Consider the following 16,735-nt stretch of genomic DNA (forward strand, 5'->3'; position numbering starts at 1 on the left):
GGAGCAGGGCGTACGCGAAGGAGCAAGGGCAATTGTGGGCATAACTCACCAGAGCGCCGCGAAGTCACCGCGGACCGACGGCCCAGGAGAGCACTACAAATGGATCGCGCTGTCGAACACCACTCTCGGTGTCCTGATGGTGATGATCAACCAGTCGATCGTCCTGATCGCACTGCCTGACATCTTCCGCGGTATCCATCTGGATCCGCTGGACTCGGCGAACACCAGCTATCTGCTGTGGATGCTGATGGGCTTCATGGTCGTCACGGCCGTGCTCGTCGTGACGTTCGGCAGGCTCGGCGACATGTTCGGCCGGGTCCGCATGTACAACATGGGCTTCGCCGTCTTCACCCTCTGTTCCATCGCCCTCTCGCTGACCTACTTCGACGGCAGCGCCGGCGCCCTGTGGCTGATCGGCTGGCGCATCGCCCAGGGCATCGGCGGCGCGCTGCTCTTCGCCAACTCCACGGCGATCCTGACCGACGCCTTCCCCACGCACCAGCGGGGTACGGCGCTCGGCATCAACTCCATCGCCGCCATCGCGGGATCGTTCATCGGGCTGATCCTCGGCGGTGTGCTGGCCCCGGTCAGCTGGAAGCTGATCTTCCTGGTCTCGGTGCCGTTCGGCATCTTCGGCACCATCTGGGCGTACATGAAGCTGCACGACACGGGCGCGCGCTTCAAGGCCAAGATGGACTGGTGGGGGAACATCACCTTCGCCGTCGGCCTGATCGCCGTCCTCGTCGGCATCACGTACGGCATCCAGCCCTACGGCTCGTCCACGATGGGCTGGCTGAACCCGATGGTGCTCGCCGCCCTGATCGGCGGCGTCGTGGTGCTCGGCATCTTCGTCTGGATCGAGATGAAGGTGGCGGAGCCGCTCTTCCGGCTCTCGCTGTTCAAGCTGCGCGCCTTCACCGCGGGGAACATCGCCAGCCTGCTGATGGCGCTCGGCCGTGGTGGTCTGCAGTTCATGCTGATCATGTGGCTCCAGGGGATCTGGCTGCCGCTGCACGGCTACAGCTTCGAGAAGACCCCGCTGTGGGCCGGCATCTACATGATCCCGCTGACCGTCGGCTTCCTGCTGTCGGCGCCGCTCTCCGGATGGCTCTCCGACCGGTTCGGGGCCCGGATGTTCACCGTCGTCGGCGCGCTGATCACCGGCGCCGGGTTCGTGGCGCTGATGGAGCTGCCGACCGACTTCAACTACTGGATCTTCGCGGTCCTGCTGTTCGTCAACGGCCTCGGCTCGGGGCTGTTCTCCTCGCCGAACCGCGCCGAGATCATGAACGCGCTGCCCGCCAGGTCGCGCGGGGTCGGCGCCGGGATGACGGCGACCTTCCAGAACTCGTCGTCCGTGCTGTCCATCGGCATCTTCTTCAGCCTGATGATCGTCGGCCTGTCCAGCAACCTGCCGAGCGCGATGCACGACGGGCTGCTCGCCCAGGGGGTGCCGGAGAGTGTCGCGCAGAACGTCTCCCATCTGCCGCCGATCGCCGTGCTGTTCGCCGCGTTCCTCGGCTACAACCCGTTCAAGGAGCTGCTGGGGGACCAGCTGTCCAAGCTGCCCGACGGCGGCGCGAAGGTCACCGGCAAGGAGTTCTTCCCGCATCTGATCTCGGGCCCCTTCCACCAGGGCCTGGTCATCGCCTTCTGGTTCGCGGTGGCCGCCTGTGTGGTCGCCGCCGTGTCCTCGCTGCTGACGGGCCCGCTGGGCCGCAAGCACACCGTGATCGCCCCCGAGTCCCTGGGCTCGGAACTGGCCGCGGTCTCCGGCGAGTCGGGACTCACGCTGTCCGAACTGGTCGTGCCCGACGAGGGCGGCCCGGTGAGCGGCGACGGACCGGCCCCCGCCAGGCAGCCGCAGGACTGACCGGACCGGCTTCCCCGACGACGCCTGCTGACCCGCACAACCGGGGTCAGTAGGCGTCTCCCGTGGTGGACGACGTGATGATCCCGTCGTGCGCGAAGTCGCCCGGCGGGATGCCCGGGTGGTGGCCGCCGGTACGGGGGCGCGGGGCGGAGCTGCCGAGCGCCAGCCGCGAGACGATGCGGTAGCGGTCGCCGCGGTAGAGCGAGTGCACGTACTCCACGGGCCGGCCCGAGGTGTCCAGGGTCAGCCGCTCGATGAGCAGCGCGGGGGAGAGCACCGGTACGTCCAGCACGGCCGCCTCCGCCTCGTTGACCACGGTCGGCTCGATCGACTGGGTGGCCTCGTGCACGGAGAGCTGGTGGTGCTCGCGCAGATGGTCGTAGAGATCACCGGCCTCCAGCTCCTGCGGGGTGAGCGCGGGGGCCAGCTCGGCGGGGATGTGCAGATGCTCGATCGCGATGGGCGCGCCGTCGACCAGCCGCAGCCGGGCGATGTAGATCAGCTCGGCGGCCGGCGACACGCGTAGCTTGCGGCCGATCCTGGCGCCGGCCTGGATCGTGGCCCGCTCCAGGATCCGGCTCGACCAGGCGCCCGAGGCGCGCGGGACGACGAACGCCGTGTCGTCCGAGGTGAGTTCCTGGGTGATCTTGGCGGGCGCGACGAACATGCCGCGGCCGTGTTCCCGTACGAGCTGCCCCGTGGCGACGAGTTCGTCCACGGCCATCCGCAACGTGGGCCGCGACACACCGAGTTCGGCGCAGAGCGTGCGTTCGGACGGGATCGCGTCCCCCGGGCTGCCGGCCTCGATCAGGCCGAGCAGATGCTCCCGTACCCGCTCCCGCTTGAGCACGCCACCACCCGACGAGCCACTCCCCATGGATTTGACCTCTCCTGCTTCTGGCGGGCTGTGCCGCGCTACGGCGATCCTAACTGGTCAACTGGTAAGTGTCATGGTAACCGGCACGTACCGCCCATGTGACGACGAAGGTCAATGTTTTCAAGGGTCTTGACGGCAACATTGGTCCATGCCACCTTCTGGTCACGCGCTTTACCACTTGACCAATTGGTCAGTATCCCATTGGGGTGGTCCGTGAAGATCCGCTTCATCGCCGGTTCCGCAGCACTCGCGGCGACCCTGGCACTCAGCGCCTGCAGTTCGTCCTCCGGCACGTCGGCGGGACCGCAGAAACTCACCGTCTGGATCATGAAGGACAGCGTCACCGACGCCTTCCTCCACCGTTTCGAACAGGACTTCGCCAAGACCCACAAGGACATCGACCTGGACATCCAGATCCAGGAGTGGGACGGCATAGGCGAGAAGGTCACCGCCGCCCTGGCCAGCAAGGACGCCCCCGACGTCATGGAGGTGGGCAACACCCAGGTGGCCCAGTACGCGGCCAGCGGCGGCGTCGAGGACCTCACGGACCGCACCGAGGACCTGTCCGGCGCCGACTGGCTGCCGGGGCTCGCGGGGCCGGGGAAGATCGACGGCAAGCAGTACGGCATCCCCTGGTACGCGGCGAACCGGGTCGTCGTCTACAACAAGGACCTCTTCGCCCAGGCCGGCATCACCGCGCCGCCCACCACCCACGCCGCCTGGCTCGCCGACACCGCGAAGCTCAACAAGGGCGCCACGCAGGGCATTTACCTACCCGGGCAGAACTGGTACACCCTGGCCGGCTTCATCTGGGACGAGGGCGGCGACCTCGCCACCCGTACCGGCGGCAGCTGGAAGGGCACCCTCGACACCCCCCAGGCGCTGGCCGGCATGGACTTCTACCGGCGCCTCCAGGCGCTCGGCAAGGGGCCCAAGGACTCCGACGAGGCCAAACCGCCGCAGGCCGAGGTGTTCGCCAAGGGCGACGTCGCCCAGATCATCTCCGTCCCCGGCGGGGCCAAGCTCATCGAGGAGACCAACCCCGCGCTCAAGGGGAAGATCGGCTTCTTCCCGATACCGGGCAAGGAGGCCGGCACCCCCGGCTCCGTCTTCACCGGCGGCTCCGACCTCGTCGTCCCCGAGGCCTCGGCCCACCACGACGCCGCCTACCAGGTGGTCAAGGCGCTCACCGGCGACAAGTGGCAGACGGACATGGCCAGGACCATGAGTTACGTCCCCAACAGGACCTCGCTCGCCAAGGCCGTCCAGGGCGACCCGGGTACGGCCGCGATGGCGGCGGGCGCCGCACGCGGCCGGGCCACCCCCAACTCGCCCCAGTGGGCGGCCGTCGAGGCCACCAACCCGATCAAGCAGTACATGACGGCGGTGCTCACGGGCAGCGACCCCGCCGAGGCGGCGAAGACCGCCTCGACCAGCATCACCAAGACGCTCGGCTCATGACGGCGGCCCCCAGGGCCGTACGCGGGGCGCTCTGGCCGTATCTGCTGATCGCCCCCACCGTGCTCGGCGCCGCCTACCTCCTCGCGTATCCGCTCGTCCGCAACCTGGTCATCTCCTTCCAGCACTACGGCCTCGGCGAACTCATCAGGGGCGGCGCCTCGTTCGCCGGGCTCGCCAACTACCGGGAGATCCTGGACGACGACGAGTTCTGGGAGGTGGTGCGGCGGACCTTCTGGTGGACCGGGATCAATGTCGTCCTGATCATGGTGCTGGCCACCGGAGTCGCGCTGCTGCTCCAGCACCTCGGGCGCAGGATGCGGCTGCTGGTGATGTGCGGTCTGGTCCTCGCCTGGGCCAGCCCCGTCATCGCCACCACGACCGTCTTCCAGTGGCTGTTCGCGTCCCGGCTCGGAGTGGTCAACTGGCTGCTCGTCCAGCTCGGCTTCGACTCGTACGAGAACTACTCCTGGTTCGCCGACGGCAGTGCGACCTTCACCATCCTGGTCACCCTCGTCGTCTGGCAGTCCGTGCCGTTCGCCGCCATCACCCTGCACGCCGCGCTGCTGACCGTACCCGCCGAGCTGTACGAGTCGGCCCGCATCGACGGCGCGGGCGCCGCCCGGATCTTCCGCTCCGTCACCCTGCCCATGCTGCGGCCCCTCTTCGGGCTCGTGCTGTGCCTCGAAGTCATCTGGGTCTTCCGCTGCTTCGCCCAGATCTGGGCCATCAGCAAGGGCGGCCCCGGCGACGCCACGACCACCCTGCCCGTCTACGCCTACCGCGTCGCCCAGTCCCTGCACCGCTACGACCTGTCGGCCGCCGCCTCCACCATCACCGTGGTGCTGCTCGTCGCCGTCCTCGTCGTCTACTTCCGGCAGATGTTCCGGCAGGAGGCAGAAGCATGATCCGCCGCCGCACCCGCCGGCTGCCGCTCAACGCGGTGGCGCTGCTGGTCTTCGTCTGCTCGGTCTTCCCCGTCTACTGGATGGTGCTGACCGCGTTCAAGCCGACCGTCGACATCCAGTCCGAGACCCCCGTCTTCCTGCCCACCTCGCTCACCCTCGACCACTTCGACAAGGCCGTGCACGCCGACGGGTTCTGGCTGTTCTGGCGCAACAGCCTGCTGGTGACCGGCTGTTGTGTGATCCTCGCGCTGATCGTCGCCCTCGGCGCCGCCTTCGCCGTCGCCCGGCTGCGCTGGCGGGGCCGCAGGGGCTTCATCCTGATGGTCTTCATCGCGCAAGTCGCGCCCTGGGAAGCGCTGCTGATCCCGATGTACATCATCGCCAGGGACACGGACATGCTCGACAAGCTGTCCATGCTCACCCTGATCTACTTCATGATCACGCTGCCCTTCACCATCGTCACACTGCGCGGCTTCCTCACCGCCATCCCGGTGGAGCTGGAGGAGGCCGCCCAGGTCGACGGCTGCACCCGCGCCGACGCCTTCCGCCGGATCACCCTCCCACTGCTCGCACCCGGGCTGCTGGCCACCTCGCTCTTCGGCTTCATCACCGCCTGGAACGAGTTCGCCTTCGCCAACATGCTGATCATCAAGAACCAGGACGATCGCACCCTGCCGGTGTGGCTGTCGTCCTTCTCCAACGTGTTCGGCACCGACTGGGGCGCCACCATGGCCGCCTCCACCCTCTTCGCCCTGCCCGTGCTGGCCCTCTTCCTGGTGCTCCAGGGCCGGGTCGCCACCGGGATGACCAGCGGCGCCGTCAAGGGATAGGGGAAACACCGAGATGACCGCACCCCCACTGGTCCCACGCCCCACCCATCTGGGCACACTGCCCGGACGGTTCACCCTCGACGCACACACCGCCGTACGCGCGGCGCCCGGCGGTGCCACCGCGGCCGCCACCCTGCTGCGCACCCTGCTCGCCCCCGCCACCGGACTGCCACTGCCCGCGTCCGACGACGGCCGTGTCGTGCTCGTCGTCGACCCGGCGCTCGGCGGCCTCGGCGACGAGGGGTACGGCCTCACCGTCGGCACCGACGCCGTACTGCTGCGCGCGGCGCGCCCCGCCGGGCTGCTGCGGGGAATCCAGACGATCCGTCAACTCCTGCCGCCCCAGGCGCTGTCGGACACTCCCGTACGCGGCACCGCGTGGACGCTGCCCTGCGTCCAGATCACCGACGTGCCGCGGTTCGCCTGGCGCGGTGTGATGCTGGACGTCGCCAGACGCTTCCGGCCCGTCTCCTTCCTGTACCGGTTCACCGATCTGCTCGCGCTGCACAAACTCAACGTGCTGCACCTGCATCTGACGGACGACCAGGGCTGGCGGATGCCGGTCGCCGGCTACCCGAAGCTCACCGAGATCGGCGGTCTGCCGCACGGCGGCGCCTACACCCGCCAGGAGCTGACCGGTCTCGTCGGCTACGCGGCGGAGCGCGGCATCACCGTCGTACCGGAGATAGAGCTGCCGGGCCACGCACGGGCCGCGCTCGCCGCCTATCCGGAGCTGGGCAACGTACCCGGACGCCGGCTCGGCGTCTGGGACCGCTGGGGCGTGAGCGAGAACATCTTCGGCGTCCACGACGAGGTCGTCGACTTCTTCCGCACCGTGCTCGACGAGGTGATGGACACCTTCCCCTCGCGCCATGTGCACCTCGGCGGCGACGAGTGCCCCGTCGTCGAGTGGCGGCAGTCGCCCGCCGCCCACCGCAGGGTCGTGGACGAAGGGCTCGCGGGCCCGGAAGCCCTGCGCGGCTGGCTGCTCGGCCGCGTCGGCGCCCACCTCGCCGCGAACGGCCGGCGCCCGCTCGGCTGGACCGACACCGGCAGCGACCTGCCCGACGGCTTCACCGCGGCACCGTGGCTGGAGGAGTCGCACGGACTCACCGCCGCACGGCGCGGCCAGGACATCATCATGGCCCCGCACCGGTCCACCTTCCTCGACTACCCGCAGAGCGAGCGCCCCGGCGAACCGCCGGGCCAGCCCGGCGGTGTCGTCACCCTGCGGGACGTCTACGCCCTCGAACCCGCGCCGCCCAGCTGGGAGCCCGAGGCCGCCGCCCATGTCCTCGGCACCCAGGCGCAGTTGTGGGCCGAGTACGTCCCCACCGAGGCGCACGCCGAATATCTCGCCTTCCCCCGGCTGTGCGCGCTCGCCGAGACGGCCTGGTCCGCACACCGCGACTGGCCGGGGTTCCAGGACCGCCTCGCACACCACCGAACCCGGCTCGACGCACTCCATGTGCCCGGCCGCCCCCCGCACCACCTCCCCGCACCATCCCTGTCAGGAGAGGAAACCGGTCGATGAACAGACGGAAGACCGCCACCGCACGCTTCAGGACCGCTGTCGCGCTCGGCGCGGCGGCCGGCCTCGGCTGCGCCGCCCTCACCGCCCTGCCCGCCTCGGCGGCGGCGCCCACGGTCAAGGTGCAGTACCGCCAGAGCTCCACCGGGTCCGACCAGGCGGAGCCGTGGTTCAAGGTGGTCAACACCTCGGGCTCGGCGCTCTCGCTCAGCACGGTCAAGGTCCGCTACTACTTCAAGGCCGACGCCGGCGCCTCGTACACCTTCGCCTGCTCCTGGGCGGTCAAGGGCTGCGCCAACATCACCGGCACCTTCGGGACCCTCGCCCACCCGACGGCGACCGCCGACCGCTATCTGGAGATCGGCTTCACGGCGGGCGCGGGCACCCTCGCGCCCGGCGCCGACACCAGCGACATGCAGCTGCGCTTCTACCGCTCCAACTGGGCGTCGCTCAACCAGAGCGACGACTACTCCTACGGTCCCGCACAGACCTCGTACGGCGACTGGACCAAGGCCACGGCCACCGTGGGCGGGACACTCGTCTGGGGCACCGCCCCCGCGGGCAACGACCCCGGGGGCCCCACGGACCCGCCCACCGACCCGCCGACCGATCCGCCCACCGGCGGGGCGACGCTCTTCGACGACTTCAACTACACCTCGTACACCGACCCGTCGATCGCCGGCCACGGCTGGAGTGTGCGCGCCAACTCCGGCGGACCCGGCATCCCGGGTGCCACCTGGGCCCCCGACAACGTCACCTTCGCCAAGGAGGGGACGAACTCGATCATGAATCTGGAGACCTCGACCGCCGGCACGGGCGGCACCACCGAGCAGACCGAAGTCCTCACCCAGGCGACGAAGTTCAAGAACGGGACCTACGCGGCCCGGGTCAAGTTCGCCGACACACCGAAGTCGGGTCCTGACGGCGACCATCTCGTACAGACCTTCTTCACCATCAACGACCTCAAGGCACCGATGGCGGACGACTACGCGGAGTACGACTTCGAGTACCTCCCCAACGGCGGCTGGGGCGAGTCGTCCAACATCCTCTACACCACCTCCTGGGAGACCTACAACCCCGACCCCTGGGTCGCGGTCAACCAGCACACCGAAGGCCGGTCGAGCTACAACGGCTGGCACGACCTGGTGCTCACCATCGACAACAACGCGATCACGTACTACATCGACGGCCAGCTCTTCGGCACGCACGACGCCCAGTACCTCCCCGAGCGGCCCATGTCGATCAACTTCAACCAGTGGCTGATCGACTTCGGCGGCCAGTCCAGTACGACCCCGCGCGCCTACGACCAGAAGGTCGACTACGTCCTGCACGTCAAGGACCAGGTACTGACTCCGGCGCAGGTCAGCGCCAAGGTCAACGCGTACCGCGGCGCGGGGACCGCGTTCGAGGACACGGTGCCGAACGGCGGCTGACGAACCGTCAGAAACGTTCACGAAGGGCCGGGGTGCGGGTGCCGGAGGGCGCCCGCACCCCGGTGTCCGGTTTCGGGACTTGACCGACCCATTGGTCCATACCAAAATCGGCACACCCGTGCGAACAATGTTCGCTCCCCCCATGTCGGGTTTCCTCGTTGCGCCACGCTCCCGTGCCATCACGCAGAAGGTGACCTACGTGAAGAACCGCTGTCTTGTCTGTTCCGCGGCGTTGTTGTCCGCCGTCGCTCTCAGCGGCTGCGGCTCGCTGCCAGGGGGAGGCGGCAAGGACGACTCGCCGACGGTCACGGTCTGGCTGATGAAGGACAGCGTGTCCGACGCGTTCCTCAAGCGCTTCGTGACCTCGTACGAGAAGTCGCACCCCAAGATCACCCTCGACGTCAAGATCCAGGAGTGGACCGGGATCGGTGACAAGGTCCTGGCAGCGCTGGACAGCGAGAACCCGCCGGATGTCGTCGAGGTGGGCAACACCCAGGTCGCCCAGTACGCCGAGACCTCGCACCTGCGGGGGCTCACCCTGGAGTCGGTACGCGACCTCGGCAGCGAGGACTGGCTGCCCGGCCTCGCCCAGCCTGGCCGTATCGAGGGCGACCAGTACGGCATCCCCTGGTACGCCGCCAACCGCATCGTGATCTACAACAAGGAACTGTTCGAGGCGGCCGGCATCGACAAGCTGCCCAGGACCCGCGACGAATGGATCGCCGACACCACCGCGCTCAACACCGCCGACACCCAGGGCATCTATCTCGCGGGACAGGACTGGTACAGCCTGGCCGGCTTCATCTGGGACGAGGGCGGCGAGCTGGCCGTCGAGGACGGCAGCAGCAACTGGCACGGCACCCTCGACACGCCCGCAGCCCTGCGCGGCATGGCCTTCTACAAGCAGTTGCAGGGCCTGGGCAACGGGCCGAAGAACTCCGACGAGGCCACACCGCCGCAGGCCGACGTCTTCGCCAAGGGCGATGTCGCCCAGATCATCTCGACCCCCAGCTCGGCCCGGATCATCGAGGAGAAGAACCCCCATCTCAAGGGCAAGCTGGGCTTCTTCCCGATCCCCGGCAAGACCGCCGACACGCCGGGCGCCGTGTTCACCGGCGGATCCGACCTGATCGTCCCCAAGAACACCCACCACGGCACGGCGGCCACCGATGTGGTCGAGGCGCTCGCGGGCGAGAAGTGGCAGACGGACCTCGCGAGGACCATGAGCTACGTCCCCAACAAGACGACCCTCGCCGGGGTCATCAGCGGCGACGAGAGCACGGCGGCGATGGCCGTGGGCGCGGCGCGCGGCCGGGCGACCCCCAACTCGCCGCAGTGGGCCAGCGTCGAGGCCAAGAACCCGATCAAGCCGTACATGACCGAGGTGCTGGAGGGACAGGACCCGAAGAAGGCCGCCAAGGCGGCGTCGGAGCTGATCACGACGGCGCTCACCTCCGGCTGAGCCGCGGGGGCGCCCGGGTCGGACGCAGGCGCCGGTGCACCACCCCCGGCATTCAGCCGTCCCACATCCGCTTTCCGCCGTGTGGTCATGTCAAATCCAGCCGGTGACGGAAGAAACGAGGTGCCGGACCGCCGCAGCACGCGGCGGGCCCGGTCGCCGCCTTTCCCACCGGCACAGGAGACACCCATGCCCGCCGCCGTCCCCGCCCCGCTCCTCCCCACCGCACCCGCCGCACCCGCCCCCGTCGTCCCCACGACACCCGCCCCCTTCGTCGCCGCCCCGCACACCGCCGAACCGCGCTACGTGGTCTCCCTCGCCCGCGACCTGCCCGACGTACGCGCCGCCCAGCGGCTGCGCCACCAGGTCTTCGCCGGCGAGCTGGGCGCCAAGCTCGACAGCTCCGAACCCGGTTACGACAGCGACGCGTTCGACGCGTACTGCGACCACCTGCTGGTACGCGAGGAGCGCAGCGGCGAAGTCGTCGGCACGTACCGGCTGCTGCCCCCCGACCGGGCGCGCGACGCCGGACGGCTCTACTCCGACAGCGAGTTCGACCTCTCCCGGCTCGGCCCGATCCGCGACGACCTGGTCGAGGTCGGCCGCTCCTGCGTGCACCCGCTGCACCGCACCGGCGCCGTCATCAGCCTCATCTGGGCCGGACTCGCCCGCTACATGACCGGCAGCGGACACACCTGGCTCGCCGGCTGCTGTTCGGTCCCGCTCGCCGACGGCGGCACACTGGCCGCGTCGACCTGGCGCACCGTACGCGACAAGCACCTCGCCCCCGAGGGGTACCGGGTCACCCCGCTCCGCCCCTGGACGCCGCAGGACACCGGCAGGCCGGCCCCCAGGACCGAGCTGCCGCCCCTGCTGCGCGGCTATCTGCGGCTCGGCGCCTGGGTGTGCGGCGCGCCCGCGCACGACCCCGAGTTCGGCGTCGCCGACCTCTACGTCCTGCTGTCGATGCGCCGTACCGACCCGCGCTACCTGCGGCACTTCCTGTCGCTCGTACCGGCGGCATGAGCGGCTGGCTGCCCACCGCGCCCTGCACCCCGCGGGGCTGCGGCACGCACCACGGTCCCGTGGCCCGTACGGCGGTGGCCGCGGGCCGGGTGCTGGCGGGGCTGACCGTCCTGCTCGCGGGGGTCCTCGCCGCGCCCCTGGTCGCCACGCTCGGCGCCGCGCCCCGTGACCGGCTCACCCGGCACTGGGCGCGCGCCCTGCTCAGGGGATTCGGCCTGCGGGTACGGATCGTCGGCGCCGGGCGGCCGGACACACCGGGGCGGGGGAGCGGGGTGCTGGTGGTCGCCAACCACATCTCGTGGCTCGACATACCGCTGATCGCCGCTGTCCTGCCGGGCCGGATGCTGGCCAAGAGCGAGATCCGGCACTGGCCCGTCCTGGGCGGGGTGGCGGCGCGCGGCGGCACCCTCTTCGTCGAGCGCGAGCGGCTGCGGGCACTGCCCGCGACCGTACGCACCCTCGCTTCGGCGCTCACCGACGGCTCACGGGTGATCGTCTTCCCCGAGGCGTGCACCTGGTGCGGCGGCGGCCGGGGCCGCTTCACCCCGGCGGTGTTCCAGGCCGCGCTGGACGCGGGTGTGCCCGTACGGCCCGTCCGGATCACCTACCGGGGGCCCGAAGGACACCGCTCCGGTGCGCCGGCCTTCGTCGGCGACGACACCCTGACCGCATCGCTGTGGCGGATCGCGACGGCCGGCGGCCTCACGGCGGAGATCACGGTCCTGCCGCTGATCCCCGCCGGTCTGCACACCGACCGCCGCGCGCTCGCCCTCGCCGGTCAGCTCACCGTCGCGAGCGACAGCGCGAACCGTCCCGCCTCATCGGTCCACCAGTGCGTCAGCTCCATCCCCGCGGCGGCCAGCTCGGCGCGCACACCGTCCTGACGGAACTTCGCCGACACCTCCGTACGGACCTCCTCACCGGCCTCGAAGCTGACCAGCAGATCCAGCTCGGGGATCTTCACGGTGAGGGCGCGCCGGGCCCGCAGCCGCATCTCGATCCACTCCTGCTCCCGGTCCCAGCGCGCCACATGCTCGAAGTCGGCGGGGTCGAAGTCGGCGCCCAGCTCACGGTCCATGACCGACAGCACGTTCTTGTTGAAGGCCGCCGTCACACCGGCCGCGTCGTCGTAGGCGCTGACCAGCGTGGACTCGTCCTTCACCAGGTCCGTACCGAGCAGCAGCGTGTCGCCGGGGTCCAGCAGCGCGCGCACCGACGCCAGGAACCGGGCGCGTTCGGCGGGCAGCAGATTGCCGACGGTGCCGCCGAGGAAGGCGACCAGCCGTGGCCCCGGTGTGGCGGGCAGTTCGAGACCGGCGGTGAAGTCGGCGATCAGCGCGTGCACCCGCAGGTCGGGACGGTCGGCGACGAGTGCTTCGGCCGCCCCGGTCAGGGCGCTCTCGCTCACGTCGACCGGGACATAACTGTGCAGTCCCTTCAGCGCGTCGAGCAGATGGCGGGTCTTCTCCGACGAGCCCGAACCCAGCTCGACCAGGGTGCTCGCGCCGCTCGCCGCCGCGATCTCCCCGGCCCTCGCGAGCAGGATCTCCCGCTCCGCGCGGGTCGGGTAGTACTCGGGCAGCCGGGTGATCTCCTCGAACAGTTCGCTGCCGCGCGCGTCGTAGAACCACTTGGGCGGCAGCGTCTTGGGCGTACGGGTCAGGCCCTCACGCACGTCGGCGCGCAGCGCGGCGTCGGTGGCGTCCTCGGGCAGGGTGCGGGTCAGCTGGAAGGGGCTCACGCGGGGGGCTCCTTGAGGGGGGTCAGCGACAGGTCGGTACGGGTGGCGACGACCAGCGTCCGGTCGGGGATCCCGCGCCAGCGCGGATCGTCGTCGTACGGCTCGGAGGCGACCACCACACCGTCGTCCGGCCCGGTGAGCGTCCAGAGGGTGTCCCCCCAGGCGGTCGCCGCGATCGTGCCGCCGTCGGTGAGCAGCAGATTGAGCCGGGACGCCGGCGCGGCGGCGGCCACCTCGGTCACGGTGTCGGCCAGCGCCTCGCCGATCGAGTCGCCGCGCCGCAGCCGGTGCAGGATCAGCGCCCACACGAGTGCGGAATCGGTACGGGCGGCCAGGGACAGCAGCTCTTCGCCGGGCAGCCCGGCGGCTAGCGCCGCCAGACTCCCCGGCCAGCCCTTGACCGCCCCGTTGTGACTGAACAGCCAGGGCCCGGACGCGAAGGGCGCGGCCGCGGCCTCCCCGTCGGCGCCCGGCTCCGTCGCGTCCCGCACGGCGGCGAGCAGCGCGGTCGTACGGACCACCCGGGCCAGATCGGTGAAGCCGAGGTCGGCCCAGATGGGCCCGGCGCGCCGGTAGCGGGCCGGCGCCGGATCGCCCTCCGCGTACCAGCCGACCCCGAAACCGTCGGCGTTCACCGTGCCGTGCCGCTGCATGCGCGGCTCCCACGACTGCCGGTACAGCGCGTGGGCGGGTGCGACCAGCACCTCGCCCAGCGCCGCCGGCGGCCCGAGCCGGGCGAGATGGCGGCACATCAGGCGCCCTCCCCGGGTGCCGCGTCCCGCGCGGTGCGGAACCCGGCGAAGATCTGCCGCCTGACGGGCAGGTCCCAGTTGCGGAACGTGCCGCGGCAGGCCACGGAGTCCACCGCGAACGAGCCGCCGCGCAGCACCTTGTGCGCGCTGCCGAAGAACACTTCCGAGTACTCCCGGTACGGGAACGCCACGAAGCCCGGGTACGGCAGGAAGTCGCTCGACGTCCACTCCCAGACGTCCCCGATCAGCTGGCGCACCCCGAGCGGTGAGGCGCCGCGCGGATAGCTGCCGACCGGCGCGGGGCGCAGATGGCGCTGGCCCAGGTTGGCGTGCTCCTGCGACGGCTCCTCGTCACCCCACGGGAAACGCAGCGAGCGCCCGGTGGCCGGGTCCCAGCGCGCCGCCTTCTCCCATTCCTCCTCGCTGGGCAACCTGCGCCCCGCCCAGCGGGCGTACGCGTCGGCCTCGTACCAGCTCACGTGCAGCACCGGCTCGTCCATCGGCACCGGCTCGACCGTGCCGAAGCGGCGGCGCAGCCACTGGTCGGCCTCGCGCCGCCAGAACTGCGGCGCGCCGATGCCGTGCTCGCGGATCTGGGCCCAGCCCTCCGGGGCCCACCACCGCTCGTCGGTGTAGCCGCCGTCCTCGACGAAGCGCAGATAGTCGCCGTTGGTGACCGGCACGCTGTCGATGAAGAAGGCCGGCACCAGCCGCTGGTGCGCCGGGCGTTCGTTGTCCAGCGCCCACGGCTCCGCCGTGGTGCCCATCGTGAAGCGCCCCGCCGGCACCAGCACCTCGGCGGGCAGCCCCGTCACGTCACCGGCGGGCGGCTCGGGCGCGGTCAGCGCCGCCGGACCCTTGCGCAGCTGGTGGGTGATGAGCATGGTCTCGTCGTGCTGCTGCTCGTGCTGCGCGATCATCCCGAAGGCGAAGCCGGCGTCCAGCAGCCGGCCGCCGCCCCCGGTCAGCGGCGCGTGCTCGATGATGTCGAGCACCCGCCCCCGTACGTCGGACGCGTACGCGCGCGCCTCGGCGGGCGCCAGCAGCGGCAGGGTGGGCCGCTCGGAGCGCGGGTGCTCGAAGGCGTCGTAGACGGAGTCGATCTCGGGACGCAGCGCGTCCCCGCCGCCGACGTTACGCAGCAGCCACTGCTCCTCCTGGTTGCCGATGTGCGCCAGGTCCCAGACCAGCGGGGACATCAGCGGCGAGTGCTGCGCGGTCAGATCGTGGTCGTCGACGCAGGAGGTCAGCAGCGCCGTACGGGCGCGTGCGGTGGTCAGCGACTCGACGGCGCGGCGGCGCAGCGCCTCGGCCGAGTCGGCGGATATCTCGGTGACGGTCGCTTGCGGGGCGCGCGGGGCCTGCGGGCTCCCGGCGGTTCGGTCGGTCATGGGCGGAGATCCTTCTCAGGTTCGAAGACGCGTTCCGGGACGCGGTCGGTGACGCGTTCGGGGACGCGCAGCTCGTCGGCGGGACATCGGCCCCGCAGCACGAAGCGTTCGGTGAAGGCGGCGACAGCCTCCTGGATCGCGGTACTGGCCCCGATGCGCGGAAGCGCCTCCTGGGCGAGGGCGAAACAGGTGACCGCTGTCGCGTGCAGTTCCGGGTCCGCGAGTCCGTCGCGGGCCGCTCTGATCCACAGCGGGTTGCCGGGCGCGGGCCCGGCTCCCGCCGTGTCGGCCAGCGGCTTGACGGCGCGGTACACGCTCTCGGCCGCTTCCGGATCGTCGAACAGCGCGGTCGTGACGGCGAGCGGCACCAGCCACCCGTCCTCACCCGGCTGCGCGTCGATCATCCGCAGCTCCAGATGGCCGCGCGGTCTGGCCGGCGGGAAGAGCGTGGTGACGTGGTAGTCGAGATCGGCGCGCAGCGGCGGGCGCGGCAGCCCCGATCTGATCCAGTCACGGAACGAGACCCCGTCCGGCACGTGCCAGGGGCCTTCCGGCGTCTGGACACACATCACCGGTGCGTCCAGGGCGTGCGCCGCCCAGGCGGCCCGTGGTTCGAGCCGCAGCGAGGGCGCCGCCGTGCGGGCCGGGTCGAGCTGGGTCCACATCGCCTGCCGGGTGGACCGCCAGCCGGTCCGTCTGCCCTCACGCATCGGCGAATTGGCGAAGGCGGCGACCAGCACGGCCCCGAGCAGATGGGCCAGCTGCCAGCGTCGCGCGTAGCCGAGCGGTCCCGGCTCCTCATGTCCCGCGTCCAGGCACACCTGGACGGACGCGGTGGTACGCATCATTGCCCGGCCGGCGGCGCCGATCCGGTCGAGATACGCCTCCATGGCGTCGTAGCGGGGCGCGTGCAGCATGCGCTGCGGGAGGTGCCAGGGGTCCTGTCCGTAACCGGTGAGCGCGAGGCCCGCCGTACGCAGCGCCGGACGGACGAGATCCAGATCGGCCGCTGTGGAGGCGACGCACTCCATCAGGGAGGCGGCGGGCTGGGAGCTGAGCTCCAGCTGGCCGCCGGGTTCGAAGGTCAGTGCCGAGGTCAGCGGCAGGGTCCGCAGGCCGTCGAAGGCGGCTTCGAGGCGGTGGACAGGGACGGGGTCGCGCGGGTCGTGCAGATCGTGAACGAGCCATTCCAGTTCCACACCGACGGTGCGCGGTGGCCCGGTCTTGAAACATATGCCGCGCAACAGCGCCTCGGCGTCGTCCTCGCCGAGCGGTTGTTCCGCGTCGATCAAACGGTCGGATGGCATGGCCGGATCCTCCTGTCGAAGACCGTGACCGACCTCGTCCCGGGGTCGGGACGAAGCGCTCCGGTCCAACCTAAGGCCACTCCCGCCAGTTCGCACAAGAGTGCCCTTGAGTCACCGAATCGTCAGAAATCCGGTTGCCCCGGAGGTGA

General features: G+C 70.7%; 15 protein-coding genes. 9 read left to right on the plus strand and 6 right to left on the minus strand.

Features of this window, described 5'->3' with window-relative positions:
- Nucleotides 1–34: 34 nt before the first annotated feature.
- Entirely contained in the window at nucleotides 35–1,873 is a 1,839-nt protein-coding gene (locus tag OHS57_RS33025; RefSeq protein WP_041993707.1) for an MFS transporter, read from the plus strand.
- 46 nt (nucleotides 1,874–1,919) lie between these two features.
- On the opposite strand, the gene OHS57_RS33030 is transcribed toward OHS57_RS33025, so the two are convergent.
- Nucleotides 1,920–2,750, minus strand: a complete 831-nt coding sequence (locus OHS57_RS33030; protein WP_328584278.1) for a GntR family transcriptional regulator — start codon at nucleotides 2,748–2,750, stop codon at nucleotides 1,920–1,922.
- 71 nt (nucleotides 2,751–2,821) lie between these two features.
- Complete coding sequence (locus tag OHS57_RS33035; RefSeq protein ID WP_241778696.1) at nucleotides 2,822–3,094, minus strand: hypothetical protein; 273 nt, start codon at nucleotides 3,092–3,094, stop codon at nucleotides 2,822–2,824.
- On the opposite strand from OHS57_RS33035, the gene OHS57_RS33040 reads away from it, so the two are divergent.
- From OHS57_RS33040 to OHS57_RS33075, 8 genes are all read left to right on the plus strand, one after another.
- On the plus strand, nucleotides 2,979–4,211 hold the full coding sequence (locus OHS57_RS33040) for an extracellular solute-binding protein (RefSeq protein ID WP_443043113.1): 1,233 nt from the start codon (nucleotides 2,979–2,981) through the stop codon (nucleotides 4,209–4,211). The genes OHS57_RS33035 and OHS57_RS33040 overlap by 116 nt on opposite strands.
- Nucleotides 4,208–5,116 (plus strand): carbohydrate ABC transporter permease, encoded by a 909-nt coding sequence (locus OHS57_RS33045; RefSeq protein WP_107070134.1) that lies wholly within the window; start codon nucleotides 4,208–4,210, stop codon nucleotides 5,114–5,116. Before OHS57_RS33040 ends, OHS57_RS33045 begins: the two co-directional genes overlap by 4 nt.
- Nucleotides 5,113–5,946 carry a carbohydrate ABC transporter permease gene (locus tag OHS57_RS33050; RefSeq protein ID WP_041993716.1) on the plus strand — a complete coding sequence of 278 codons (834 nt, stop codon included), beginning with the start codon at nucleotides 5,113–5,115 and terminating at the stop codon, nucleotides 5,944–5,946. Before OHS57_RS33045 ends, OHS57_RS33050 begins: the two co-directional genes overlap by 4 nt.
- A gap of 13 nt (nucleotides 5,947–5,959) precedes the next feature.
- Nucleotides 5,960–7,480, plus strand: coding sequence for a beta-N-acetylhexosaminidase (locus OHS57_RS33055; RefSeq protein ID WP_041993719.1), 1,521 nt, complete (start codon nucleotides 5,960–5,962; stop codon nucleotides 7,478–7,480).
- A complete protein-coding gene (locus tag OHS57_RS33060; RefSeq protein ID WP_041993722.1) occupies nucleotides 7,477–8,910 on the plus strand; it encodes a cellulose binding domain-containing protein in 1,434 nt (477 codons plus the stop codon). The genes OHS57_RS33055 and OHS57_RS33060 overlap by 4 nt, the downstream gene beginning before the upstream one ends.
- 199 nt (nucleotides 8,911–9,109) lie before the next feature.
- Nucleotides 9,110–10,372: an extracellular solute-binding protein gene (locus tag OHS57_RS33065; protein WP_328584279.1), complete on the plus strand. Its 1,263-nt coding sequence runs from the start codon at nucleotides 9,110–9,112 to the stop codon at nucleotides 10,370–10,372.
- A gap of 186 nt (nucleotides 10,373–10,558) precedes the next feature.
- Entirely contained in the window at nucleotides 10,559–11,395 is an 837-nt protein-coding gene (locus OHS57_RS33070) for a GNAT family N-acetyltransferase (protein ID WP_328584280.1), read from the plus strand.
- Nucleotides 11,392–12,279: a lysophospholipid acyltransferase family protein gene (locus OHS57_RS33075; protein ID WP_041993729.1), complete on the plus strand. Its 888-nt coding sequence runs from the start codon at nucleotides 11,392–11,394 to the stop codon at nucleotides 12,277–12,279. The genes OHS57_RS33070 and OHS57_RS33075 overlap by 4 nt, the downstream gene beginning before the upstream one ends.
- On the opposite strand, the gene egtD is transcribed toward OHS57_RS33075, so the two are convergent.
- The 4 genes from egtD to egtA are packed head-to-tail and all read right to left on the minus strand — an operon-like array spanning nucleotide 12,174 to nucleotide 16,586.
- On the minus strand, nucleotides 12,174–13,136 hold the full coding sequence (gene egtD / locus OHS57_RS33080) for an L-histidine N(alpha)-methyltransferase (protein WP_041993733.1): 963 nt from the start codon (nucleotides 13,134–13,136) through the stop codon (nucleotides 12,174–12,176). The two genes, OHS57_RS33075 and egtD, sit on opposite strands and share 106 nt — an antisense overlap.
- Complete coding sequence (gene egtC / locus OHS57_RS33085; protein ID WP_328584281.1) at nucleotides 13,133–13,888, minus strand: ergothioneine biosynthesis protein EgtC; 756 nt, start codon at nucleotides 13,886–13,888, stop codon at nucleotides 13,133–13,135. The genes egtD and egtC overlap by 4 nt, the downstream gene beginning before the upstream one ends.
- Nucleotides 13,888–15,279 carry an ergothioneine biosynthesis protein EgtB gene (gene egtB / locus OHS57_RS33090; RefSeq protein ID WP_328584282.1) on the minus strand — a complete coding sequence of 464 codons (1,392 nt, stop codon included), beginning with the start codon at nucleotides 15,277–15,279 and terminating at the stop codon, nucleotides 13,888–13,890. Before egtB ends, egtC begins: the two co-directional genes overlap by 1 nt.
- Nucleotides 15,276–16,586: an ergothioneine biosynthesis glutamate--cysteine ligase EgtA gene (gene egtA / locus OHS57_RS33095; RefSeq protein WP_328584283.1), complete on the minus strand. Its 1,311-nt coding sequence runs from the start codon at nucleotides 16,584–16,586 to the stop codon at nucleotides 15,276–15,278. Before egtA ends, egtB begins: the two co-directional genes overlap by 4 nt.
- Nucleotides 16,587–16,735 lie beyond the last annotated feature (149 nt).

The sequence above is a fragment of the Streptomyces sp. NBC_00370 genome, from assembly GCF_036084755.1.
Classification (GTDB): domain Bacteria; phylum Actinomycetota; class Actinomycetes; order Streptomycetales; family Streptomycetaceae; genus Streptomyces.